The sequence below is a fragment of the Catenuloplanes sp. NPDC051500 genome (genome assembly GCF_044454585.1).
GTDB lineage: Bacteria > Actinomycetota > Actinomycetes > Mycobacteriales > Micromonosporaceae > Catenuloplanes.
Genome location: NZ_JBITDX010000005.1, coordinates 261,730 through 283,990, shown reverse-complemented (window position 1 = coordinate 283,990; position 22,261 = coordinate 261,730). Strand labels below are relative to the sequence as shown.

At 70.7% G+C, this 22,261-nt stretch carries 21 protein-coding genes; 10 read left to right on the top strand and 11 right to left on the bottom strand.

What is annotated here, in order from left to right; translation table 11 throughout:
- Position 1: 1 nt before the first annotated feature.
- Positions 2 to 1,537, bottom strand: a complete 1,536-nt coding sequence (locus tag ACIA8K_RS13195; protein ID WP_396058268.1) for a hypothetical protein — start codon at positions 1,535 to 1,537, stop codon at positions 2 to 4.
- A gap of 170 nt (positions 1,538 to 1,707) precedes the next feature.
- A complete protein-coding gene (locus ACIA8K_RS13190) occupies positions 1,708 to 2,628 on the bottom strand; it encodes a proline dehydrogenase family protein (protein ID WP_396058266.1) in 921 nt (306 codons plus the stop codon).
- A gap of 69 nt (positions 2,629 to 2,697) precedes the next feature.
- Here ACIA8K_RS13190 and ACIA8K_RS13185 point away from each other — a divergent pair, with 69 nt between their 5' ends.
- Entirely contained in the window at positions 2,698 to 3,264 is a 567-nt protein-coding gene (locus ACIA8K_RS13185; protein ID WP_396058264.1) for a CGNR zinc finger domain-containing protein, read from the top strand.
- A 205-nt stretch (positions 3,265 to 3,469) separates the two neighbouring features.
- Here the strand turns inward: ACIA8K_RS13185 and ACIA8K_RS13180 are convergent, their stop codons facing one another.
- A complete protein-coding gene (locus tag ACIA8K_RS13180; protein ID WP_396058262.1) occupies positions 3,470 to 4,291 on the bottom strand; it encodes a sugar phosphate isomerase/epimerase family protein in 822 nt (273 codons plus the stop codon).
- 93 nt (positions 4,292 to 4,384) lie between these two features.
- On the opposite strand from ACIA8K_RS13180, the gene ACIA8K_RS13175 reads away from it, so the two are divergent.
- Both ACIA8K_RS13175 and ACIA8K_RS13170 read left to right on the top strand, forming a co-directional pair.
- Positions 4,385 to 5,239, top strand: coding sequence for a hypothetical protein (locus tag ACIA8K_RS13175; RefSeq protein ID WP_396058260.1), 855 nt, complete (start codon positions 4,385 to 4,387; stop codon positions 5,237 to 5,239).
- 34 nt (positions 5,240 to 5,273) lie between these two features.
- Positions 5,274 to 6,776: an ATP-binding protein gene (locus ACIA8K_RS13170; RefSeq protein ID WP_396058258.1), complete on the top strand. Its 1,503-nt coding sequence runs from the start codon at positions 5,274 to 5,276 to the stop codon at positions 6,774 to 6,776.
- Positions 6,777 to 6,786: 10 nt separating this feature from the next.
- Here ACIA8K_RS13170 and ACIA8K_RS13165 read toward each other — a convergent pair whose 3' ends face one another.
- A complete protein-coding gene (locus ACIA8K_RS13165; RefSeq protein ID WP_396058256.1) occupies positions 6,787 to 7,077 on the bottom strand; it encodes a hypothetical protein in 291 nt (96 codons plus the stop codon).
- A gap of 64 nt (positions 7,078 to 7,141) precedes the next feature.
- Here ACIA8K_RS13165 and ACIA8K_RS13160 point away from each other — a divergent pair, with 64 nt between their 5' ends.
- Positions 7,142 to 7,327, top strand: coding sequence for a hypothetical protein (locus tag ACIA8K_RS13160; RefSeq protein WP_396058254.1), 186 nt, complete (start codon positions 7,142 to 7,144; stop codon positions 7,325 to 7,327).
- Positions 7,328 to 7,331: 4 nt separating this feature from the next.
- Here the strand turns inward: ACIA8K_RS13160 and ACIA8K_RS13155 are convergent, their stop codons facing one another.
- Both ACIA8K_RS13155 and ACIA8K_RS13150 read right to left on the bottom strand, forming a co-directional pair.
- Positions 7,332 to 8,015, bottom strand: coding sequence for a response regulator transcription factor (locus ACIA8K_RS13155; RefSeq protein ID WP_396058252.1), 684 nt, complete (start codon positions 8,013 to 8,015; stop codon positions 7,332 to 7,334).
- A 44-nt stretch (positions 8,016 to 8,059) separates the two neighbouring features.
- Positions 8,060 to 9,361: a sensor histidine kinase gene (locus ACIA8K_RS13150; protein ID WP_396058250.1), complete on the bottom strand. Its 1,302-nt coding sequence runs from the start codon at positions 9,359 to 9,361 to the stop codon at positions 8,060 to 8,062.
- Positions 9,362 to 9,532: 171 nt separating this feature from the next.
- Here ACIA8K_RS13150 and phoU point away from each other — a divergent pair, with 171 nt between their 5' ends.
- Entirely contained in the window at positions 9,533 to 10,198 is a 666-nt protein-coding gene (gene phoU / locus ACIA8K_RS13145) for a phosphate signaling complex protein PhoU (RefSeq protein WP_396058248.1), read from the top strand.
- Between the two features lie 52 nt (positions 10,199 to 10,250).
- Here the strand turns inward: phoU and ACIA8K_RS13140 are convergent, their stop codons facing one another.
- Positions 10,251 to 11,000 (bottom strand): phosphoglyceromutase, encoded by a 750-nt coding sequence (locus tag ACIA8K_RS13140; protein WP_396058246.1) that lies wholly within the window; start codon positions 10,998 to 11,000, stop codon positions 10,251 to 10,253.
- A gap of 106 nt (positions 11,001 to 11,106) precedes the next feature.
- On the opposite strand from ACIA8K_RS13140, the gene ACIA8K_RS13135 reads away from it, so the two are divergent.
- Complete coding sequence (locus ACIA8K_RS13135; protein ID WP_396058244.1) at positions 11,107 to 12,357, top strand: MDR family MFS transporter; 1,251 nt, start codon at positions 11,107 to 11,109, stop codon at positions 12,355 to 12,357.
- A gap of 276 nt (positions 12,358 to 12,633) precedes the next feature.
- Positions 12,634 to 14,190, top strand: a complete 1,557-nt coding sequence (locus ACIA8K_RS13130) for an alpha/beta hydrolase (RefSeq protein WP_396058242.1) — start codon at positions 12,634 to 12,636, stop codon at positions 14,188 to 14,190.
- 129 nt (positions 14,191 to 14,319) lie between these two features.
- Here the strand turns inward: ACIA8K_RS13130 and ACIA8K_RS13125 are convergent, their stop codons facing one another.
- Both ACIA8K_RS13125 and mshA read right to left on the bottom strand, forming a co-directional pair.
- Positions 14,320 to 14,805, bottom strand: a complete 486-nt coding sequence (locus tag ACIA8K_RS13125) for a YbjN domain-containing protein (protein ID WP_396058240.1) — start codon at positions 14,803 to 14,805, stop codon at positions 14,320 to 14,322.
- Positions 14,802 to 16,196, bottom strand: a complete 1,395-nt coding sequence (mshA, locus tag ACIA8K_RS13120; protein WP_396058237.1) for a D-inositol-3-phosphate glycosyltransferase — start codon at positions 16,194 to 16,196, stop codon at positions 14,802 to 14,804. Before mshA ends, ACIA8K_RS13125 begins: the two co-directional genes overlap by 4 nt.
- A 118-nt stretch (positions 16,197 to 16,314) precedes the next feature.
- On the opposite strand from mshA, the gene ACIA8K_RS13115 reads away from it, so the two are divergent.
- From ACIA8K_RS13115 to ACIA8K_RS13105, 3 genes are read left to right on the top strand one after another with little or no spacing between them, the layout of a single operon-like run.
- Entirely contained in the window at positions 16,315 to 17,082 is a 768-nt protein-coding gene (locus tag ACIA8K_RS13115) for an SDR family oxidoreductase (protein WP_396058235.1), read from the top strand.
- Complete coding sequence (locus ACIA8K_RS13110; protein ID WP_396058232.1) at positions 17,082 to 17,864, top strand: class I SAM-dependent methyltransferase; 783 nt, start codon at positions 17,082 to 17,084, stop codon at positions 17,862 to 17,864. Before ACIA8K_RS13115 ends, ACIA8K_RS13110 begins: the two co-directional genes overlap by 1 nt.
- 43 nt (positions 17,865 to 17,907) lie before the next feature.
- Positions 17,908 to 18,915 (top strand): glycosyltransferase family 2 protein, encoded by a 1,008-nt coding sequence (locus ACIA8K_RS13105; RefSeq protein ID WP_396058229.1) that lies wholly within the window; start codon positions 17,908 to 17,910, stop codon positions 18,913 to 18,915.
- 19 nt (positions 18,916 to 18,934) lie between these two features.
- Here the strand turns inward: ACIA8K_RS13105 and ACIA8K_RS13100 are convergent, their stop codons facing one another.
- Both ACIA8K_RS13100 and ACIA8K_RS13095 read right to left on the bottom strand, forming a co-directional pair.
- Positions 18,935 to 20,632: an ATP-binding protein gene (locus ACIA8K_RS13100; RefSeq protein WP_396058226.1), complete on the bottom strand. Its 1,698-nt coding sequence runs from the start codon at positions 20,630 to 20,632 to the stop codon at positions 18,935 to 18,937.
- A gap of 60 nt (positions 20,633 to 20,692) precedes the next feature.
- Positions 20,693 to 22,213, bottom strand: coding sequence for a DNRLRE domain-containing protein (locus tag ACIA8K_RS13095; RefSeq protein WP_396058223.1), 1,521 nt, complete (start codon positions 22,211 to 22,213; stop codon positions 20,693 to 20,695).
- Positions 22,214 to 22,261 lie beyond the last annotated feature (48 nt).

The window sequence follows — 22,261 nt, the reverse complement described above, 5'->3', positions numbered from 1 at the left end:
GTCAGGCGACCCTCTTCAGGTAGTCGAGGCAGTCCCGGTTCACATCGTCCCAATCCTTGCCCAGGGTGGCCGGGGCCGCATCTTTCAGCGGCGTCCCGTTCCGCACGACCGCATCGAAGAACGCGAGCATCGCGGGTTCGCCGAACCGCTCGGCGATCCGGCGGACCGCGTAGTAGCCGACGCCGTACCGCGCCGCGACCTGCCAGTCCTCGGTGTCCGCGTCAGGTGGCGGGACCACCACGCCGGACGCCATGTCCACCTCGTCAACGTAGCGGGCGACGAGGTCGGCCTCCTCGTACTCGGCGATCGGCACGCCGGACTCGTCCACGTAGTCGGCAATGCCCTCGATCATCCACCAGAAGTCGGAGTCGTCCGAGTAGTCGGCCGCGCGCAACGTCGCCACGTGCGCCAGCTCGTGCCGGAGCGTGTCGTCGACGTAGTCCTCGGGCATCTCGCTGAGGTTGAGCACCACCTCGAGGCGGGCCTCCCCGGTCGGGACCGCGTAGCCGGCGGCCCACTCCAGGTCCTCGCCGCCGTACCAGCGCTGCCACTCCTTGCCGTCCGCCATGAAGATCCGGTAGCGGTCCACCGGGCCGGCGTCGCCGCGCACGTACCGGTCCGCGAGCAGCGCCGCGGCCTCGGCCTGTTTCTGCAGCTCGGGGAGGCGCTTCGCGTACTTCGGGCTGACCCCGACGACGGTACGCGCGCCGACCGCCACGGTCAGGTCGGTGACCTCCCACGGGCGGGGGCCGTTCTCCTCGGACTTTGACGCGTCGAACGCGACCATCCGCACGCCGTCCGACGGCGTCTCGATCCAGCGAGTCTCCGCGCGCAGGCCGTCGGTGACACACCCGGAGACCACGAAGCAGTGCTGCAGATCGACCCGGGCCAGCCACTCCTCGCGCCCGCCCATGCCGGTCACCGGCGTGGGCGCGCCGATCAGCTTCTCCACCCAGCCGGTCACCTGCATCGCGCGCAACGCCTGGAAGCGGCGGCTCAGATCGCGGCCCAGGTCGGTGTTGCCCGCCGCCAGCGGGGCCAGGAAGCCGGGCTCGTCGCCGGCCAGCAGTGCCGCGGCCTGGGCCTGCAACGACGAGTCGATCTGGGATCGGATCCACGGGACGCGCTCGGACGACATCGCGTCAGCGGCCGGGCTGGCCGGCGGCGTCGACACGGCCGGGACGGCGCCGGCATCGGCCGCGCCGATCAGCGCGGGGTAGGAGGCGACCGCGGCGCCGGCCAGGATGGTGACGACCACTGCGGCGGCCGCGATGACCCCACCGCGTCGCTTCCTCGGCGCCGGGGGTGCCGGCCACGGGGGCGGGTAGGCGCCGTACGGCGGTGGATACGGGCCGTACTGCGGGGGCGGGAAGTAGGCCGGGGGCAGGTTCTCCACCATGGGCGGACGCGCCTGCGCCGGGATACCGCCATAGGGGTACGGCTGTGCGGGCGCGCCGCCGTGGAACTGCTGCGGCGGCCCGGGCTGCGACGGAATCCGCGGCGGCCCCGGCTGCGCCGGAATGGGGTTGTACACCACGACGGCGTCGTACACCGGAACCGGCGGCACCGGCCCCGGCGAATATGCTGACTCAGAGTCACCGTCAGGCGGGTTCACGAGCGCAGCCTAGAACCGGCTGTCACGCGCCGGGGATAGGCCTTTTGGCTCGAATCGTGTGATTACCGCCGATAGATCGGTTCCTGTCGAGATCACCGTCGGTTGGTGAGCGACCGCCCGAGAAACGCCGCGTTCGCCGGTCGCTCGGCCAGCCGGCGCGCCAGATACCCGTACCAGTGGGGGCCGTAGGGAAGGTAGATCCGCACTGTGTAGCCCTCGGCCGCCAGCCGGCTCTGCTCCGCCGGCCGCACCCCGTGCAGCATCTGGAACTCGAAGTCGCCCGCCACCCGGTCGAACCACCGCGCCCGGTCCTCAGCGATCGCGATCAGGCGCGCGTCGTGGGTGGCGACCATCGGATAGGACGGGCCGGAGAGCAGCGCGTTCAGACAGCGAACGAAGGATTTGTCCACGTCGAGCGCGGTCTGCCAGGCCACCGACTCCGGCTCCGGGTAGGCGCCCTTGCACAGCCGCACCCGCGACCCCGCGAACGACAGCTCCCGGCAGTCCGCCTCGGTGCGGCGCAGGTAGGCCTGCAGCGCCACGCCTGTGGACGGGTAGTCGCCACGCAGCTTCTCCAGCGTGTCGATCACCGTGTCCGTGGCGGTGTGCTCCTCCATGTCAAGCGTGACGGTGGTCCCCGCGTCCGCCGCGGCCGCGCACACGTCGCGGGCCAGCTCACGGGCCAGCTGCTCGTCGACGGACCGGCCAAGCGCGGACAGCTTCACGCTCACCTCGGCGGACTCGGCCAGCCCGGCCTCGGAGATCCGGCGCAGCAGCAGCCGGTACTCGTCCCGCGTCGCCTGGGCCTGCTCCTCCGTGGTCGTCTCCGGCCCGAGGTACTCGACAGTCGTGGAGAGACCGTCGGCGGCCAGCTCCGCGGCGACCCGGACCGCGTCCGCCCCGGCCTCACCAGCGATGAAGCGGCGGGCGATGTCGCGGCTGAACGGGGCCTTCGAGAGCAGGCTCTCCAATCGGGCGGAACGGGAGGCGGCGAGAATTGCCGAACGGAGCATACGGCGAGCGTATACGCCCCGCCCTTACGGACGACCGACGTAGTCGAACGAATCGTCTACGGTTGTCGGGTGAACTTCGATGCGTACGCCCGCACCGCGGTCGACCTCGTCAACGCGCAGCTCGCGACCGTCGACGACCTGCGGGGTCTCTTCACGGACGAGAACGCGTACATGCGGGACGAGGTCGCCGAGCGGGACCTCGCCGCCTTCCGCCGCGCACAGAAGCGGCTGCGTGAGGTCTTCGACTCCGGCGCGGCCGGGCGTGACCCCGAAACCGTCGCCGAGCTGAACGCGCTGCTTGAGGCGTTCCCGGTCCAGCCGCGCATCTCCGGGCACGACGCCGCCGACTGGCACATGCACGTGACCAGCCGCGGCGCGTCCGTCAGCGCGGAGTACCTGGCCGGAGCGGTCTGGGGCCTCGCGGTCTGGCTCTGCGAGTACGGCAGCTCCCGGTTCGGCATCTGCGCGGACGAGCGCTGCGGCAACGTCTACCTGGACACCTCGTCCAACTGCTGCCGCCGCTTCTGCTCCGAGCGCTGCGCCACCCGCTCGCATGTGGCCGCCCACCGCGCCCGCAAGCGCGCCGCCTCCGCGGAGCCGGCCTCATCGGAGACCCCGCAGCTCACCCACGTCTGAAAAGTTCAAGACCCACAATCAAGGTCTGGATTTTCCCGCTTCCGCGGTGGTCCGGCCCCGCGTGCTCCCGCGGGCCGGCTGATCCGTGGGTGGTCGCGACAAACCCGCACGGGGTTTGATCGTGCGGCCACGGATGCCGTGGCCCGCGGGAGCACGCGGGACCCGGGCCCACGGGACGGGGTGAATCCGGCTCTTGGTCCGGCTTTTAATGGCTGGTCAGTACGCCGAGGTGCTGGCGGGCGAAGCGCAGCGACTCGGCCAGGTCGGCCTCGCGCTCGGCGCGGCTTGAGGACTTGCGGGTCGCCACCTCGAGCGCCACCGAGCCGCGGAAGCCGTTCTTGGACAGTGCGGCCAGGACCTCGGCGCAGGGCATGTTGCCGCGGCCGGGGACCAGGTGCTCGTCGCGGCCCTCGCCGGTGCCGTCACCCAGGTGCAGGTGGGCCAGCTTGTCGCCCATCGCCTCGGCCATCGCGATCGGGTCGGTGCGGGCGGCGGAGCAGTGCGAGATGTCGAGCGTGTACGCGTCGTAGCCGGTCTCGACCGGGTTCCACCCCGGGACGTAGGGCACGAAGTCACGGCCGGCCATCTTCACCGGATACATGTTCTCCACCGAGAACGACAGGCCCGGGTGCTTGAGCGTCATCTTGTGCAGACCCTCCTGGAAACGCTTCGCGTAGTCGCGCTGCCAGGTGAAGGGCGGGTGGACCACCACGTTCGGCGCGCCGAGCTTCTCAGCCAGGATCGCGGCGCGGCGCAGGCGCTCCCACGGGTCGGGGCTCCACACCCGCTGCGTCACCAGCAGGCAGGGGGCGTGGACGGACATCACCGGAACGCCGTAGTGCGCCGCCAGGCCCTGCAGGGCGCCCGCGTCCTGGCTCACCACGTCCGTCCACACCATCACCTCGACGCCGTCGAAGCCGAGGTGGGCGGCCATCTGAAACGCGGCCGCGGTCGGCTCCGGAAAGACGGAGGAGCTGGACAGAAGAACTGGCACTCGCTCGGTCACGCCATTCAGCGTAACGCGCATCGGCGCGCCCGCCCGGCGAAGTGTCACCCGTCCCTCGGCCGGTCACCCGCTTGTCGCACTGCTGAATCGCAGGTCGGGGCGTACTGTGGTCGGGTGGCAAGCCGGACACAGCTTCACGTACTGGTCGAAGACCCCCGTTCCACCGAGACCGACCTCGACTTCCCGCGCGAGTGGATCGAGTTCGCCGACCCGGCAGACCCGAAGCACATCATCCGTGCGGACCTGACCTGGTTGCTGTCCCGCTGGACCTGCGTCTTCGGCAAGGCCTGCCATGGCATCGTGCCTGGCCGCGCGCAGGACGGCTGCTGCTCACACGGCGCGTTCTTCACCGACAAGGACGACGAGGACCGGCTGCGGACCGCCGCCAAGCGCCTCACGCCGCAGACCTGGCAGCACTACCGGCGCGGCTTCAAGAACTACACCGAGCTGGACACGCTCGACGGCGACGCACCCGCCCGGCGTACCGCCACCCAGGGCGAGGGCGCCCCCTGCGTCTTCCTCAACGACCCGGACTTCCCGGCCGGCGGCGGCTGCGCGCTGCACGCCCAGGCCCTCCGCGACGGCGTCCACCCGCTCGAATACAAGCCGGACGTGTGCTGGCAGCTCCCGGTCCGCCGCGCCCAGGACTGGGTCAAGCGCCCCGACGACACCAAGGTCCTGGTCTCCACGATCACCGAGTTCGACCGCCGCGGCTGGGGCGAGGGCGGCCACGACCTGCACTGGTGGTGCACCTCCTCCCCCGACGCCCACGTCGGCACGGACGCCATGTTCCGCTCATACGAGCCGGAACTGGTCGCCCTGATCGGCAAGAACGCCTACACCCGCCTCGCCGAACTCTGCACGGCCCGCCTCAAAACCGGCCTGATCGCAGTCCACCCGGCAACCGCCGCAGCCGCAGCGGCGACAACCCGGGGCGGCCGCGAGCCGGCCACCCCGCCGCAGGCCTGATAAAAGCCGCGGGCAAGGCGATAGCATCACACAGGTGAATTCGGCTGACTCACGGAACCGCGTCGTCGAACTGTTCCATGAGCTGTGCGGTCTTGCCCGAGAAACCGGGTGGGTCGAGTTCAAGGAGAACAACGACACCCCAGAGAGGATCGGGGAGTACGTCTCCGCGCTGTCAAACTCGGCAGCGCTGGACAACCGTCCTCGCGGGTACCTGATCTGGGGTGTGAGGGATGGCGATCATGCGGTGGTCGGAACCACTTTCGATCCCACTGCCGCCAAGGTCGGAAACGAGGATTATCACAACTGGTTGCTGCGCGGACTCGACCCGCAGATCCACTTCTCCTTCCACTCATTGACAATCAATGATCGGCAGGTGGTGCTGCTGGAGATCGATGCGGCCGCGCACCGACCGGTCAGTTTCAAAGTCGTAGAGTACGTACGGGTCGGCTCGTACAAGAAACGTCTTCGTGACCACCCCGACCATGCACGCCGTCTTTGGTCCACGTTCGCCCGTACGCCCTTCGAGCGTGGTGTCGCAGCCAATCATCTGACCGACGACGAGGTCCTGCGGCTGTTCGACTACCCGGCCTACTTCCACCTGTTGAACGTGCCACTTCCGGAGACCCGCACGGGGGTCATGCAAGCGCTTGCCGCGGACGACATGGTGCTCCCCGAACCTGCGGGGCGCTGGAGCATCACCAACCTCGGCGCCTGTCTCTTCGGGAAACGCATCACGGCGTTCCCCACGTTGCGCAGGAAGGCGGCGCGGGTCATTCAGTACCGCGGGATCAGCCGTATCGAAACGATCAAAGAACACGTCGTTGACCATGGATACGCGAGCGGCTTCGAGTCCTTGCTCGACCACATAAACGGGCTGCTGCCGTCGAACGAGATCATCGGGCAGGCTCTTCGTCAGACCGTGAAGATGTACCCGGCTCTGGCGGTGCGGGAGCTCGTCGCCAACGCCTTGATCCATCAGGACTTCTCCATTACCGGCGCGGGCCCGATGATGGAGATCTTCGACGACCGTATCGAGATCACCAATCCGGGTCTACCGCTGATCGATCCCGGACGCTTCGTCGATAGCCCGCCGCGTTCTCGCAATGAGCAGATCGCGGCAGTCACCCGGCGGGTCGGCATCTGCGAAGAACGTGGAAGCGGCTGGGACAAGATCGGATTCGAGATCGAGCTTCACCAGTTACCGGCACCATTGATCGAGGTGGTCGGCGACCACGTGCGGATCACACTGTTCAGCTATCGCGAGCTGCGCAAGATGAACCGCGAGGATCGCGTACGCGCCCTCTACCTGCACGCTTGCCTACGCTACGTAACGAGACAGCGGGCCACGAACACATCGGTCCGCGAGCGGTTCGGGATCGAGGCGCGCAACAGCGCCAAGGCATCCCGGCTGATCAAGGAGGCGGTCGACGACGGCTACATCGCTCCACGGGATGCCACGGCATCCCGCAAGTTGATGGAGTACGTCCCCTTTTGGGCCGCGCCTCGGAGTGAGTCAACGAGCCCTGAAGGTTCTTGACACTTAAGTGTCAAAGTAGGGCTTGAGCGACACCAGCAGTACCTCTGAACAGGCAAAACTCTATTTGATGGGTGTTTGATGGTTCAGCGAGTGACGAAGGCGCGCCGGTAGTCACGTGGGGGACGCCGCGGCGGCGGACGAACTGTTCGCGGAGGGCGGTGCCGAAGCCGCTGCGGCGGGCGACCTCCTCGACGGGGAGGTCGCGGAGTTCCAGAAGTTCCTCGGCGTGGTGCAGGCGCTGGGCGAGGCGGTGCGCAGTGCCATGCCCGCAGTGTGGCAGGGAAATTGCGGTGGTGGTCATTTCTGCCACTGTTTCCGGGCGCCCGGCGGCGCGACGCTTGAGGCAGACGACAGAAGGGAACGACATGTTCGCCATCGACTGCCCGCAGCACCGCTCACGTGTGCTGGTGAGCGAGCGCCGGATCCGCACCATCCGCAACACCGAGCGGGGCATCCTGCTCGACGTCGAGTGCTGGTGCGGCCGGCATGTGACGCTCCGGACCGGCCGGCAGGAGACTGCCGGCCGGACCCGGATGGCGCTGGCCGAGTGACGGCCTACGGCTCGAACTTGTAGCCGAGACCGCGGACCGTGACGATGTAGCGCGGCGCGGAGGGCTCCGGCTCGACCTTGGACCGGAGACGCTTGACGTGCACGTCGAGCGTCTTGGTGTCACCGACGTAGTCGGCGCCCCAGACGCGGTCGATCAGCTGCCCGCGGGTGAGGACCCGGCCCGCGTTGCGCAGCAGCAGTTCGAGCAGCTCGAACTCCTTCAGCGGCAGCTGGACGGCAGCGCCGTCGACGGTGACCACGTGGCGCTCGACGTCCATCCGGACCGGGCCGGCGGCAAGCGTGGGGGTGCTGTCCTCGATCGCGTCCGCGATGTTGCGGCGGAGCACGGCGCGGATGCGGGCGACCAGTTCGCGCGGCGAGTACGGCTTGGTGACGTAGTCGTCGGCGCCGATCTCGAGGCCGACCACCTTGTCGATCTCGCTGTCCCGTGCGGTGACCATGATGATCGGCACGTGCGAGCGCTGACGCAGCTGGCGGCAGACCTCGGTGCCGGACATCTCGGGGAGGTTGAGGTCGAGGAGGACGATGTCCGCGCCGGTGCGGTCGAACTCGGTCAGCGCCGAGACCCCGGTCTCAGCGACCGAGACCTCGAACCCCTCCTTGCGGAGCATGTAGGAGAGCGCGTCGGAGAACGATTCCTCGTCCTCGACGACCAGCACACGGGCCACCAGTTACTTCCTTTCCTATGTCCGACGTGCTCGTGCGGGGCAGGTCAAGACTGCCCGAGCACGGCCGGACCGGACTCGATCTCAACCGACGTGGTTAGCGGCATACCGTCCGCAAGCGGTCGGGCAGGAAGCCGCAGAGTGAACGTCGACCCCTGTCCCAGTGTGCTCGTCACGTCCACGCGACCACCGTGGTTGGTCGCGATGTGCTTGACGATCGCCAGGCCGAGCCCCGTACCGCCGGTGGAACGGGACCGCGCCTGGTCGGCCCGGTAGAAGCGTTCGAAGACGCGCTCGATGTCGCCGCCGCCGATGCCGATGCCCTGGTCGGTGACGACGATCTGCACGTTCTCCCCGTCGGAGCTGATCGCGACCGTGACAGTGGTGTCCTCCGGGGAGTACGCGATCGCGTTCTCCACCAGGTTCGTCACCGCGGTGGCGACCTGGCTGTCGTTGCCGTAGACCATGAGCCCGCCCCCGCCGGTCACGGAGACCTCGATCGATTTCGCCGAGGCGGCGGTGCGGGTGCGGTCGATCGTCTCCGCGACCACCCAGTCCACGGAGACCGGCTCAAGCGTGGGCAGCGGTTCCGCCCCCTGCAGCCGGCTCAGTTCCAGCAGCTCGCTTACCAGCCGGCCCATCCGCAGCGACTCGTGGTGGATACGTTCCGCGAAGCGGCGCGCGGCGGCGACGTCCTCGGCCGGGTCCGGCGAGCTGCCGGCGGTGATCGGGTCGGTGGCGTCGAGCAGCGCCTCGGAGAGCAGTTGAAGCGCGCCGATCGGGGTCTTCAGCTCGTGGCTGACGTTCGCCACGAAGTCGCGGCGGACCCGGTCGACCCGGTGTGACTCGGTGACGTCCGCGGCTTCGACCGCCACGAACCCGCCGCCGAGCGCGACCGCCCGCAGGTGCACGCCGAGCGGTGCCTGGGGTCCGCCCTCGCGGCCCCGGCGCAGGTCCAGCTCCACCTCGCGGCGTACGCCGGTGCGGCGGACCTGACCCGCGAGGGTACGCAGAATCGGGTGCGCCGCGATCGTCCCCGGACCGGCGCCCGCGCGCAGCAGGCCCATGGCCCGTGCCGCCGGGTTGACAAGCACTGGTGTGTCCTCGGCATCAAGCACCACCACGCCGACCCGCAGCGAGTCGAGGCTCTTCCGCCCGAGACCGGACATCGGAGCCTGATCCTTCTTGCCTATCGCCGGCCTCCCATCGATTCGGACCGCGGTGGGCTCAAGCGCCACCTCGCGGCCCCGTGCCCATCGGGCACGCCCGAAGAGGAGCCCGACGAGCACGCCGAGGACCAGCCCGACCACAGTCGCGCCGGCCACGCCTGACTCCACCGCCCACCTCACGCCAGCGATGTTAGGGGGATTGTTTACCTGGCACCTTCGCCAAAAGGGTCAAAGCGGGCGCGAGTTTCGTAATGTTCAACTCTCGGCTCGGCGTCGTTCATCGCAGTTCACCGTCGGGCCGCCCTCGCGACCTACGGTAACCCCGCATACACAGCTAACGAGGACGTGATCATGCGCGTTGAATTTCAGGCAGACCTGAGGGAGGTCAGCCGGCTGCTGGTCGAGCTGGCCGAGGGCGCGCGGGTGGCGATGCGCCGCGCGACGACCGCGCTGCTTGCCGCGGACCGGGCCGCCGGCGAGGCGGTCATCGCCCAGGACGCCGACCTGGACGAGCTGTACCGGCAGGTCGAGGAGAAGGTCGCCGACATCCTGGCCCGGCAGGCGCCGGTCGCCTCCGACCTGCGGCTGCTGATCACCGCGCTGCACATCGCGGCGGACCTGGAGCGGATGGGCGATCTGGCCGACCACGTGGCCAAGACCGCGCTGCGCCGGCACCCGTCGCCCGCGGTCCCGGCCGAGCTGCGCGGCGTCTTCAAGGAGATGGCGAACGTGGCGGACGCGATCGCCGGCAAGGTGGCGACGGTGCTCGCCGAGCCGGACGCGAAGCTCGCGGCCGAGCTCGAGACGGACGACGACGTCATGGACGACCTGCACCGCGAGCTGTTCAAGGTGCTGCTCGGCGACGACTGGCCGTACGGTGCGGAGACCGCTATCGACGGCGCGCTGCTCGGCCGCTTCTACGAGCGCTTCGCCGACCACGCGGTCAACTCCGGCCGCCGGGTCATCTACCTGCTCACCGGCGAGACCGTGACCGACGGGTCCGTCGCCAACGGCTGAGTCTGAGCACAGAAAAAGGGGGCCCACCCGGGCCCCCTTTTCCGCGTGCGGACTACTTGCCCTGGTTGGCCACCGCGGCGGCGGCCTCCTTGGCGGCCTCCGGGTCCAGGTAGGCGCCGCCGGCCACTGTCGGCCGCAGGTTCGCGTCCAGGTCGTAGCGCAGCGGGATGCCGGTCGGGATGTTCAGCTTCGCGATCGCGTCGTCGGAGATCTGCTCCAGGTGCTTGACGAGCGCGCGCAGCGAGTTGCCGTGCGCGGTGACCAGCACGGTCCGCCCGGCCAGCAGGTCCGGCACGATGTTGTCGTACCAGTACGGCAGCATGCGGTGGACGACGTCCTTGAGGCACTCGGTGCGCGGCGCCAGCTCCGGCGGGAGCGTGGCGTACCGCGCGTCGCCGACCTGCGACCACTCGTCGCCGTCCTCGATCGGCGGCGGGGGCGTGTCGTATGAGCGGCGCCAGAGCATGAACTGCTCCTCGCCGTACGCGTCGAGCGTCTCCTTCTTGTTCTTGCCCTGCAGCGCGCCGTAGTGGCGCTCGTTGAGCCGCCACGAGCGGCGCACCGGGATCCAGTGCCGGTCGGCCGCGTGCAGCGCCAGCTCGGATGTCCGGATCGCGCGGCGCAGCACGCTTGTGTGCACCACCTCGGGCAGCAGGCCGTGCTCCTTGAGCAGCTCGCCGCCGCGCCGTGCCTCGGCCTCTCCCTTGGCGTTCAGGTCGACGTCGACCCAGCCGGTGAAGAGATTCTTGGCGTTCCACTCGCTCTCGCCGTGCCGCAAGAGCACAAGGGTCCCCACAGTCATGGGCTCAGCTTATTCCGCGTGACCGGGCCAGCCCGCACAGACTAGGTTGTAAGCGGTAATACCGTGATCAGGCATTACACAAATCAAGATCTTTCGGGGGTACGACGTGCGCGCGTGGTTGTCGGAAACGGCCGGAGGACTGCCGAAAACGTTCTGGTACCTCTGGACCGGAAACCTGATCAACCGCATGGGCGGCTTCGTCGTCGTCTTCCTGGCCATCTACCTGACCACCGCCCGCGGCCTCTCCGAGAGCCAGGCCGGCCTTATCCTCGGCCTCTACGGCGCGGGCGCCGCGGCCGGCACGATGATCGGCGGCACCGCGGCCGACAGGTTCGGCCGACGCCCCACGCTGCTTGTCGCGCACCTCGGCGCGGTCGCCATGATGATCAACCTGGCGTTCGCGCGCGAGATCGTGGTGATCGCCGTGGGCACCGCGCTGCTCGGGCTGTTCGCCGAGGCGGCCCGCCCGGCGTTCGCCGCGATGCTTGTCGACGTGGTGGAGCCGAAGGACCGGCTGCGGGCGTTCACGCTCAACTACTGGGCGATCAACCTCGGGTTCGCGTCGTCAGCGATCCTGGCCGGGTTCGCCGCCCAGTTCAGCTACATGCTGCTCTTCCTTGTCGACGCCGGGACGATCCTGATCACCGCGACGATCGTGTTCCTGCGCGTGCCGGAGAGCCACCCGGGCGTGCGCGTGGTCCAGGCCGGCGCGGCCGTACCCCGTACCCGCGGCGGTCTGGGGGTGTTGTTGCGTGACCGGGTGTTCCTGGTCTACGTCGCGCTGAACCTGCTGATCGCCGTGGTGTTCATGCAGCACCTGTCCACGTTGCCGATCGCGATGACCGCGGACGGGCTGTCCGCGTCCACCTACGGCCTGGTGATCGCGCTCAACGGCGTGCTGATCGTGTTCGGCCAGCTCTTCGTGCCAAAGCTGATCAAGGGTCGCGACCACTCGCGGAGCCTTGCGGTGGCCTCGGTCGTGGTCGGCGTCGGCTTCGGTCTCACGGCGGTCGCGCACCTCGCGCCGCTGTACGCGCTCACCGTGGTGATCTGGACGCTCGGCGAGATGATCCAGGCGCCGTCCAACTCCGCGCTGATGGCCGAGCTGTCCCCGGTCGCGCTGCGCGGCCGATACCAGGGCGCGTCCTCGCTGTCCTGGGCCGGCGCGTCCGCGATCGCGCCGATCGCCGGCGGCTTCGTCCAGGAGCACGCGGGCCATGCCGTGCTCTGGCTGGCCTGCGGCGCGATCGGCCTGCTCGTCGCGGCCGGGCACCTGCTGGCCCGCCCGTCCCGGATCCGGCGGATCGCCGAGGTGGCGGCCGCGGAAGAGCAGATGATCACGCCGGCAGTACGGTAAGGATCCCGGGAGCTGGCCGCGCCCACGCTGCGCGGTCGCTACCAGGCGGTCTTCTATCTGACGTTCCCGGCCGCCGCGTTCCTGACGCCGGCCGCGGGCGGGTTCTCGCTCGAGCACCTGGGCGACGCGCACTGGGTGATCGCCGGCGCGGCCGGGGTGGTCACCGCGGGCCTGCACCTGTGGGCCGGCCCGTTCCGGGAGCGTCACCTGGCCGCGCTCCGGCTGCGTCCGGAACCGGACACCGTTCGACGATGATCAATGCAACTATCGATGGTCATGACGATACGGTTCGCACCACTGCACTCGGCCGTGGCGGCGCTCGTCCTGGCCGCGGCGGTCCTCACTCCCGGAACGGCGACGGCGACGGCAGCGGCGACGGCAGCGGCGGCGCCCGCGCTCCGCTGGGCCGGCTGCGCCGAGGAGGAGCTGCTCGGCTACGACTGCGCCACCTATGAGGTGCCGCTTGACCACGACCGCCCGCACGGCACGACCACCACGATCGCGCTGGCCCGGCGGCCCGCCGCCGATCCGGCCCGGCGGATCGGCACGCTCTTCGTTAACCCAGGCGGCCCGGGCGGGCCCGGCCGGGGCATGGTCACGGTGGCGGACCGGTACCTGCCGCCGGACGTGCTGGCCCGGTTCGACGTGGTCGGCTTCGACCCACGCGGGATCGGGGCCAGCGACCCGCTGCAGTGCTTCGCCACCGACGAGGAGGCGATCGCGCTGCTGGAGCGGATGACCGGGGTGCCGCTGACCGCGGCGGAGATCTCCTCGACGCTGCGGGCGAACTACGAGTACACCGAGGCGTGCACACGGAACGCCGGGCCGCTGCTGCAGCACATGAGCACGCTCAACGTGGCCAAGGATCTGGACCTGCTGCGCCGCGCGGCCGGCGACGACCGGCTCACCTACCTCGGCTTCTCCTACGGCACGCTCGTCGGTGCCACCTACGTCAACCTGTTCCCGCAGCGGGTGCGGGCGGTGATCCTGGACGGCAACGTGGACCCGGACCAGCGCACCAACCACCGGCTGGCCAACAAGTTCGACCGGGCGGGCGGCTTCGAGATCGCGCTTGGCGGCTTCCTGAGCGCGTGCGACGCGGCCGGGCCGGACTGCGCGTTCTCCGGCGGCGCGCGCCGAAAGTTCGACGCGATCAGGGAACGGCTGCGGCAAGGGCCGGCGGAGCTGCCGGAGTTCGGGACCGTGACAATCGACGCGCTTACCGGCTTCATCAGCAGCGTGCTCTACGACGTGCGGTCGTTCCCGGACGCCGCGGCCACGCTGCAACTTCTCCACGATGGACTCTTCGGGCCGGCGTCGCGCGCCGCGGGCGTACCCCCGGCGGCTCTTGAGTCTTTGCCGCCGCGCGGCGGGTCGGTGGACGCCTACGGGTTCAACGGGAACGACGCGTTCTTCGCCGTGAACTGCGCGGACGCGCCGCTGCCCCGGAATCCCGCGCTGTATCCCGGGTTCGCCGCGGCGTTCGAGGCGGCCCATCGGACGTTCGGGCGGGCGGAGGCGTTCAGCGAGGCCGGGTGCGCGAACTGGCCGCGGACCGTCGAGCGGTACGCCGGGCCGTGGAACCGCCGCACGTCACAGACCGTGCTGGTGGTGAACCCGACGTTCGATCCGGCCACCCGGTACGACTTCGCGGTCCGGATGACGCGCGAGCTGGGCAACGCGCGACTGCTCACGATGGACGGCTACGGCCACACAAGCAGTGACAGCGCGTGCGTGTCCGGCTGGTACGCGCGGTATCTCGTCGGCGGGGTGCTGCCACCGGCCGGTACCAGGTGCGCGCAGGACGTGGCGCCCTTCCCGGCGACGGCGTAGGGCGTAGACCGGGGCGACGGGCGATTCCCCACCCGCCGCCCCCGGCTCCCCCCACACCGTGAGCCGCCTCGAACAGTAGTTCGGTTGCTGATCTTGGACAACGTACGCACGATCACATGCGGTGACGCGTCAGGACGAGGGGAACAGGTGCGTGAAGGCCTGCAGGTTCGCAAGCGACTCGCCGCGCTTGACCCGCCACTCCCACTCGCGCCGGATCGACGAGCCGAAACCGATCTCCAGCATGGTGTCGAACGACTCGTCCGCATAGGTCAGCACGGAGCCGAGCAGCCGGTCCAACTCGTCCTCGTCCAGGCCGGCCAGCGCGACCCGCCCGGTCAGATAGACGTCGCCGGCGCCGTCGATCGAGAAGCCGACGCCGTAGAGGCGGGCGTTGCGGCGCAGCAGCCAGGCCCAGAGCGCCTCCGCGTTCTCGTCCGGGCGGCGCATCACGAACGCCTCGATCCGCAGCGAGTGCTCGCCCACGATGAGGTTGCAGACGGTCTTGAGCTTGTGCGTGCCGGGCAGCGTCACCGCGTACGAGCGGTCGCCGGTCGGCTCGCACGGCAGCTCCCGCTCCGCACAGACGTCCTCGATCAGTCGCGCGACGTCCGTCATCGTGCCCCTCCGTAGGCTCCGGCCAGCTCCGCGGTGATCCGCCGGCGGTGCGCGGCCACCGCACCACGGTAGACGTCCAGCAGACCTGCCGCAGTGCGCTCCCAGGAGAACTGGCGGGCGTGCTGCACCGCACCCCGGGACAGCACGGCCAGCCGGCCCGGCTCGTCAAGCAGGCCGCCGAGCACGCGCGCCCAGTCGGCCGGGACGTGCCCGTCGATCAGCGCGCCGCTCACCCCGTCGCGGACCGCGCGGCTGAGGCCGCCCACGTTCGCCGCGACCACCGGGGTGCCGCAGGCCTGGGCCTCCAACGCGACCAGGCCGAACGACTCGCTGTAGGACGGCACCGCGACCAGGTCGGCGGCCCGGTAGACCGCGGGCAGACCGGCGCCGGCCTGCGGCGGCAGGAAGCGCACCGAGTCCGCGATGCCGAGCCGGTGGGCCAGCTCGATCAGCGCGGTCGGCCGGTCCAGGCCGCTGCCGCTCGGGCCGCCGCAGATCACCACGGTCAGGCCGTCCCGCGACTCCAGCTCCGCGGCCGCACGCAGCAGCACGTCCGGCGCCTTCAGCGGCTGGATCCGGCCGACGAACGTGACGATCTTCCCGCGTTCGGGCAGGCCGAGGAGGCGGCGGGCGGCGAGCCGGTCCGCGTCCGCACGGCCGGGCGGGGCGGGGCGGAACCGGTCCAGATCCACGCCCGGCTCGACAACTGCCACCCGGGACGGGTCCGCGCCGTACAGCCGGATCAGGTCGTCGGCCTCGGCCCCGGTGTTCGCCACCAGCCGGTCGGACTCGGCGACCACCTGCTCCTCGCCGATCACCCGCGCCTTCGGCTCCGGGCGGTCACCGGCTGCGAGCTGCGCGTTCTTCACCTTGGCGAGTGTGTGCGCGGAGTGCACGAGCGGCACGCCCCAGCGGTCCTTGGCGAGCCAGCCGACCTGGCCGGAGAGCCAGTAGTGCGAGTGGATCAGGTCGTAGTAGCCGGGCGCACGGGCCGCCTCGGCGCGCTGCACGCCGTGCGTGAACGCGCAGAGCTGGGCCGGCAGCTCCTCCTTTGCCAGACCCTCGAACGGGCCGGCGATCACGTGCCTGACCAGCACTCCGGGGCTCATCTCGACCACCGGCGGCAGCCCGCCACGGGTGGCCCGGGTGAAGATCTCCACCTCGACGCCCAGCTCGGCCAGCCGGCGGGCGACCTCCACGATATAGACGTTCATGCCTCCCGCATCACCGCTGCCCGGCTGGTCAAGCGGGGAGGTATGCACGGAGAGCGTCGCTATCCGCCGGGGTGTTGGCCAGGCCGTTCGTTGCCGAGCCACTGCCACGATCGCCTCCAGCGGATCAATTGTTGCGATTTTTGCGCCACGGTTTCCAACCACGGCGCAACGACCCATCTTCCCCGCAGATTTTCGTCAGGTAGGCACTGGAGGACCGTGCACGTGACCCAACTCATTCCCCACCGCGGCGCCGGCGCAACTGGCGGTCGCCCTCGAATGCGGCAGGATCGGGGGCGTGAGCGATACGCCTAACCCCATCGCCGTCGTCACCGGCGCTTCCAGCGGCATCGGCGCGGCCTCGGCCCGCCGCCTCGCGGCAGACGGTTTCCATGTCATTGCGGCCGCCCGGCGCGCGGACCGGCTCTCCGGCCTGGTCGCGGAGATCGAGGCGGCCGGCGGGTCGGCCACCGCGGTCACCCTCGACGTCACCGACGACGCTTCGGTGACGGCGCTGGCCGGTGCCGTGGGCGGGCCGGTCGCGCTGCTCGTCAACAACGCCGGCGGCGCCTACGGGCTGGACCCGGTGGAGAGCGGCACGGTCGCGGACTGGCAGCTGATGTACGACGTGAACGTGCTCGGCACGCTCCGCGTCACCCAGGCGCTGCTCCCGGCGCTGGAGTCCTCCGGTGCGGGCACGATCGTGGTGATCGGCTCCACCGCGGCGTTCACGCCGTACGAGGGCGGTGGCGGGTACGCCGCGGCCAAGCACGCGCAGACCGCGCTGACCGGCACGCTCCGCCTGGAACTGAACGGCCGCCCGATCCGGGTCGTCGAGATCGACCCCGGCATGGTCAGGACGGAGGGGTTCGCGCTGACCCGCTTCGACGGCGACGCCGCGCGCGCCGAGGCGGTCTACAAGGGGGTGGACGAGCCGCTGGTGGCCGAGGACATCGCGGACTGCGTGTCCTGGGTCGCCACCCGCCCGCACCACGTCAACATCGACCGGCTCGTGGTCCGGCCGCTGGCCCAGGCCGCGCAGCACAAGGTGCACCGGACGTCGTAATGCTGCGGGCGCAGGGGGTCGTCACCCGCGGGACCACCAATCCGAACCGGCTGCGCCGGGTGGACCACTGGATCGCTGACCAGCTCGGCGACCTGCTGCGGAGCGCCGCGGACCCGCTGGTCGCCGACCTCGGCTACGGCGCCACCCCGGTCACCGCGGTGGAGCTGCGCGCCCGGCTGGCCCGGCGGGTGCGCCCGGACGCCCGGGTGATCGGCCTGGAGATCGACCCGGCCCGGGTGGCCGCCGCCCGCCCGGCCGCGGACCCGCCGTGGCTTGACTTCCGGCGCGGCGGCTTCGAGCTGGCCGGCCTGCGCCCGGTCGTGGTGCGCGCGTTCAACGTGCTGCGCCAGTACCCGGAGGCCGAGGTCGGGGCCGCCTGGGACCTGATCGTCTCCCGGCTCGCGCCCGGCGGCGTGCTTGTCGAGGGCACCTGCGACGAGCTCGGCCGGCTGGCGACCTGGGTGTGCCTGGACGCGGGCGGGCCGCGCACGCTCACCCTCGCCGCCCGCCTGGCGAACCTGGACACCCCGGCCACGCTCGCGGAACGGCTGCCGAAGGCGCTGATCCACCACAACGTGCCGGGCAGCGGCGTCCACGCGCTGCTCAAGGTGCTGGACGACGGCTGGCGGGACGCGGCGCCGCTCGCGGTCTTCGGCCCCCGGCAGCGCTGGGCGCACGCGGCACGGGCCGTCAAGGACGCGGGCTGGCCGGTCCGGGACGGCCCCCGCCGCTGGCGCCTGGGCGAGTTGACCGTCGGGTGGGAATCGGTTGCCGTGCGGTAGCGAAATCTCTCAAGACCGCGGGGGTACGGCCGATCGGCCCCTCGTGAGCGCGAACCTGAGGCTTGCCGCCGTCATCATCGTGCGCGACGAGGCCGAGTTGCTGGCCCGCTGCCTGGCATCGCTGCGGGACGTGGTGGACGAGATCCACGTGCACGACACCGGCTCCACCGACGGCAGTCCCGAGATCGCGATGAAGGCCGGCGCGATCCTCTCCACGAGCCTGTGGAACGACCACTTCGCCGAGGTCCGGAACGCGGCGCTGCACGGCTGGACTGCGGACTGGGTGCTCTCCATCGACGCGGACGACCAGGTGCATACGGACCTGCCCCGGTTGCGCGAGGTGCTTGCGACCATGCCGCAGGACGCGGCCAGCCTGGAGATCGACAACGAGCGGCAGGGCGACCCGTTCACGTACCGGACCGTGCGGCTCTTCCGGCCCGCCCGGACCCAATGGGTGGGCCGGGTGCACGAGCAGGTCACCGCGCGGGAGGGCACGCTTCGCGTCACCGACCTGCCGCGCGACATCATCCACCTCACGCACACCGGCTACGACACGGCCGAGCTGCGCGAGGCGAAGGCGCTTCGCAACATGATCCTGGGCCGGATGGAGCTGGACGATCTGGCCGTCGATCCGGCCGGCAACCGCGGGCAGATCGCCCAGACGCTGCTCGACCTGGGCCGCAGCTGCATCGGCGCGGCCCACAAGCAGGACGCGGTGGACACGCTCGAGATGCTGCGCGACCTGTTCCCCGGGACGCGGGAGCGGTTGCAGGGCACCGACCACCTGGCCCAGCTGATGCTGGCCGAGGGCCTGGACGAGGTAGCGCTTGTGCTTGTCGAGGACATGCGGGCGTCCGGCGCGGAGTCGACGTACTGCGACTGGCTTGCCGCGCAGGCGCTGGCCCAGCTCGGCGACGTGGACGAGGCGGCCCGGCTGCTCGGCAACATCGGCCGGATCGTGGACACGGCCGGTCGCCGGCACAACGCGTCCTCGCTGACCGAGATGAAGAAGCTTGTCGCTTCGCTGCAGGCCACGCTCGTGACTGCCTAGACACTTATCGATATCGGGTCTACGGCAGGGTGAACCAGAAACGGCTGCCGCCGCCGTCGTTCGCGTCCACGCCGATCTCGCCGCCGTGCCGCTCCACGATCCGCTGGCAGATCGCCAGGCCGAGTCCGGTGCCGGGCCGGTCCGCGCCGTTCGGGGAGCGGTGGAACGCCTCGAACACCCGGGCCCGCTCCGCGTTCGGCACGCCGATGCCGTGGTCCGCGACCTCGATCCGGGTCCGCGCGCCGGCCGGGACGGAGACGATCTCGACGTCCGGCGCGGCGCCGGGGCGGGTGTACTTGACCGCGTTCCCGACCAGGTTCTCAAGCACGTGCCGCAGCATGCGGGGATCGGCCATCACGGTCGGCAGCGGGCCGATCCGTACCGTGGCATGGTCTGCGGCGATCTCCGCGGCCATCGCCCTCAGGTCGACCGGGCGCGGTTCCAGCGGTGCGGCGTCCGCGGTGGCGTAGGTCAGCAGGTCGTCGACAAGCCGGTTCATCCGGCCCAGGCCGCGTTCGATCGCCTGCCAGTCCGCCGGGTCCGGCTCGCCCGGGCCGCGCAGCAGCTCCACGTGCCCGGCCACCGAGGCCAGCGGCGACTTCAGGTCGTGCCCGGTCATCGCCAGGAACCCGCGCAGCTCGTCCTCGGTGCGGCGCAGCTGCCGCTCGGTCTCCTCACGCCGGCTGATGTCCGCCTGCAGCGCCGCGGTCGCGGTGGCGACCCGGGCCAGCGCGTGCCCGCGGGACAGGCCGAGGATCAGGACGATGCCCACCACAAGCGCGGTGATCAGCGTGCCGGCCACCGCGGACGCCGGGACCAGGTAGGGCGCCTCGCCCTCGGCAAGCGTCCCGGCCGGCTTGACGGTGAGCTGCCAGGTCCGTTGCGCGACCCCGACCGCCACGGTACGGGTGAGCGCCGCGTCCGACTCCTCCTCGCCGGCCGGCCAGCGCGCCACAGGTGTGCGCAGACCCTCCGCGGAGGAGTCGAGCAGCTCCACCTCGATCATGCTCAGCGCGCCGTTGCGCATCGCCGCGGCCAGGAACGTGCCGCCGCGCAGGCCCATCACCGCCCAGCCGCTGATCCGGTCCGCGGTCGGCCGGTAGAACGGCACGGCCAGCACGAATGACAGCTGACGCCGGTCCGCGGGCAGGTTCTCGTCCCGGGCCAGCACGTAGGTGCGGCTGACCGCGACAGCGTTCGTGTTCGCCGAGTGCCGGAGCGCCTCCACAAGTTCGGTGCGCTTCGCCAGGTCCGGGCCCACCATCGGCGGCCGGCCGTCGAACTCGCGGCTGAGCACGGCGAACACGTGCTCCCGCTCGCCCTGGTCGGGGCGCAGCGTAAGCGAGGTGGCGCCGTGTCCGCGCCAGTACGCCTCGGTGGCCGGTACGTCCGCGGAGTCCGCGGCGACAAGGACTGAGACCGCGGTGACCGCGGGCAGCCGCTGGACGGTGACGGCCGCGCTGATCCGGGCGTAGTCGTCGGCGGTCAGATCGGTCTGCGCGCCGATCGCGGCGGCGAGGTCGGTGAGCGCGTCGACGTACCGGGCGGCCTCGGCGGCCACACCGGCCCGGACCAGGTCAACCCGGCGGTCGAGCGCCTGGCGCTGATTGCGTTCGGCCAGGCCGTCCAGCGCGCCGCAGAGCGACACGGTGGCGAGGAGACCGAGCGCGGCGACGCCGGCGGCGAGCGCGGGGACGCTTCGCTGCAATCTCGGCATTTCATCAGGTTATGCAACAGAACGGGCCGCCCGGAGAGAATCCGGACGGCCCGTGCGGGGTTACCTGAGCGAGACGTTGAAGTACGGGTCGGCCGCGATCTTCTTGAACGCGGCGAGCGCGGACGCGCTGCTGGAGACGCTGATGTTGCGGTCACCGGCGTCGTCGGCCGGGGTGTCGAAGTAGACGAGCGCCTTGACCGCCGGACGCGCCTTGAGCTGCGCCAGGACGGTGTCGAAGACCGCACCCTTGTCCGCGGTACGCGTCAGGCTCTGGTAGACGCCCCACTCCGCGACCATGACCGGCTTGCCCGGGTGCTTCGTGGTCGCCCAGTCGTAGAAGCCGAGGTTCGTGCCGCGCACCGGGCCACGGTCCAGCAGGTCGTCGAAGTCGCCGTGGTGGTAGCCCTTGTCCGCGTTCAGGTACGAGTCCAGGCCGATCCAGTCGATGACGTCGTCGCCCGGGTACAGGTCCGGGAACCAGGACTTGGCGAGGAACGTCTCGTTGCCCATGTACGCGATGACGTTCACCGCGTTGGTGACGCCGTTCTTGCGCAGCCGCTGGATCACGTGCCGGTACATGGCGGCGTAGTCCTTGGCCTGCATGCCGGAGCCGGCCTTCTCGTTGACGTCGTTCTCCGGCTCGTGGTGCAGCGCCAGGAAGAACTGGTCGGAGAAGTTCGCCTTCACGTACGCGGACCAGTTGTCGATGCGCGCGTCCTGCTTGCCCGCGGCCACGGCGGCCCAGGTGGTGCCGTGCGCGACCTTCCAGTTCAGCAGCAGCGTGCGCGGGTGCGCCGCGTCCTTGGTCATGGCGATCTCGGCCTTGGTGGGGAACTTCTCGTTGCCCTTGTGGTACGTGTGGTAGATCGCCGCGGTACGGCCGGTGGTGGCCTCCCACTGCTTGAGCGCGGTGTCCCGCGGCGTGGTGGTGAAGCCGCCGGCCGCCGCGCCCCACAGCACGCCGCAGGTCGGAACCAGCTTCGCGCCGGTCTTGCAGCCGGTCGCGGGGGTGGCAGTGCCCGGCACGGTCAGCTGCAGAACCGGGCGGAGCGCCGCGGTGCCGTGCTCGGAGGAGACGATGCGGGTGGCAGCGGTGGTGGAGCTGGAGGTCACCGCGAACGCGTACTTGCCGGCCGCCTTGACCTGCGCGCCGAGGTCGAGGACGACCTCCTTCTGACCGGCGGCCAGCTTCGCGGAGACAGTCACGGCGCCGGACTTCGGGGCGTTGGCGGCGGTAAGCGTGCTCTCGGCCCAGTTGGTGGGCACGCCGGCGACGGTGAGCGTGGTGCCGGCGGCCACGTTCTCAAGCGCGAGCTTCAGCGTGGCGCGGGTGGCGGCCTTCGTGGTGGTGAACTTGAGGAACGAGACAGTGCGGTCACCGGCGGCCGCACCGGCGGTCAGCTTCGTCTCGGAGCCGGTGATCAGGCCCTTACGCGCGGAGGACGTGTAGGCGTCGTCCGAGGCGGAGACCGACAGCTGCGTCGTGGTGGCCGGGGCCGCCTGCGCGGGGGTGCCCGCGTAGCCGCCGATCACCAGAGAGCTCGCCAGCAGCGTCCCGAAGATGCCATAAGTCCTGCGCAAAGTATCCCCTTCCGTGTGGCGTCACTCCCCGTGAGGAGCGGCCGTACC

Bases quoted from the DNA above. Each gene is read 5' to 3' on its own strand.
- ACIA8K_RS13190 (WP_396058266.1), bottom strand. From the start codon at position 2,628: ATGCTCCGTTCGGCAATTCTCGCCGCCTCCCGTTCCGCCCGATTGGAG.
- ACIA8K_RS13180 (WP_396058262.1), bottom strand. From the start codon at position 4,291: ATGCGCGTTACGCTGAATGGCGTGACCGAGCGAGTGCCAGTTCTTCTG.
- ACIA8K_RS13165 (WP_396058256.1), bottom strand. From the start codon at position 7,077: ATGACCACCACCGCAATTTCCCTGCCACACTGCGGGCATGGCACTGCG.
- ACIA8K_RS13160 (WP_396058254.1), top strand. From the start codon at position 7,142: ATGTTCGCCATCGACTGCCCGCAGCACCGCTCACGTGTGCTGGTGAGC.
- phoU (WP_396058248.1), top strand. From the start codon at position 9,533: ATGCGCGTTGAATTTCAGGCAGACCTGAGGGAGGTCAGCCGGCTGCTG.
- ACIA8K_RS13140 (WP_396058246.1), bottom strand. From the start codon at position 11,000: ATGACTGTGGGGACCCTTGTGCTCTTGCGGCACGGCGAGAGCGAGTGG.
- ACIA8K_RS13130 (WP_396058242.1), top strand. From the start codon at position 12,634: ATGACGATACGGTTCGCACCACTGCACTCGGCCGTGGCGGCGCTCGTC.
- ACIA8K_RS13125 (WP_396058240.1), bottom strand. From the start codon at position 14,805: ATGACGGACGTCGCGCGACTGATCGAGGACGTCTGTGCGGAGCGGGAG.
- mshA (WP_396058237.1), bottom strand. From the start codon at position 16,196: ATGGGTCGTTGCGCCGTGGTTGGAAACCGTGGCGCAAAAATCGCAACA.
- ACIA8K_RS13110 (WP_396058232.1), top strand. From the start codon at position 17,082: ATGCTGCGGGCGCAGGGGGTCGTCACCCGCGGGACCACCAATCCGAAC.
- ACIA8K_RS13100 (WP_396058226.1), bottom strand. From the start codon at position 20,632: ATGCCGAGATTGCAGCGAAGCGTCCCCGCGCTCGCCGCCGGCGTCGCC.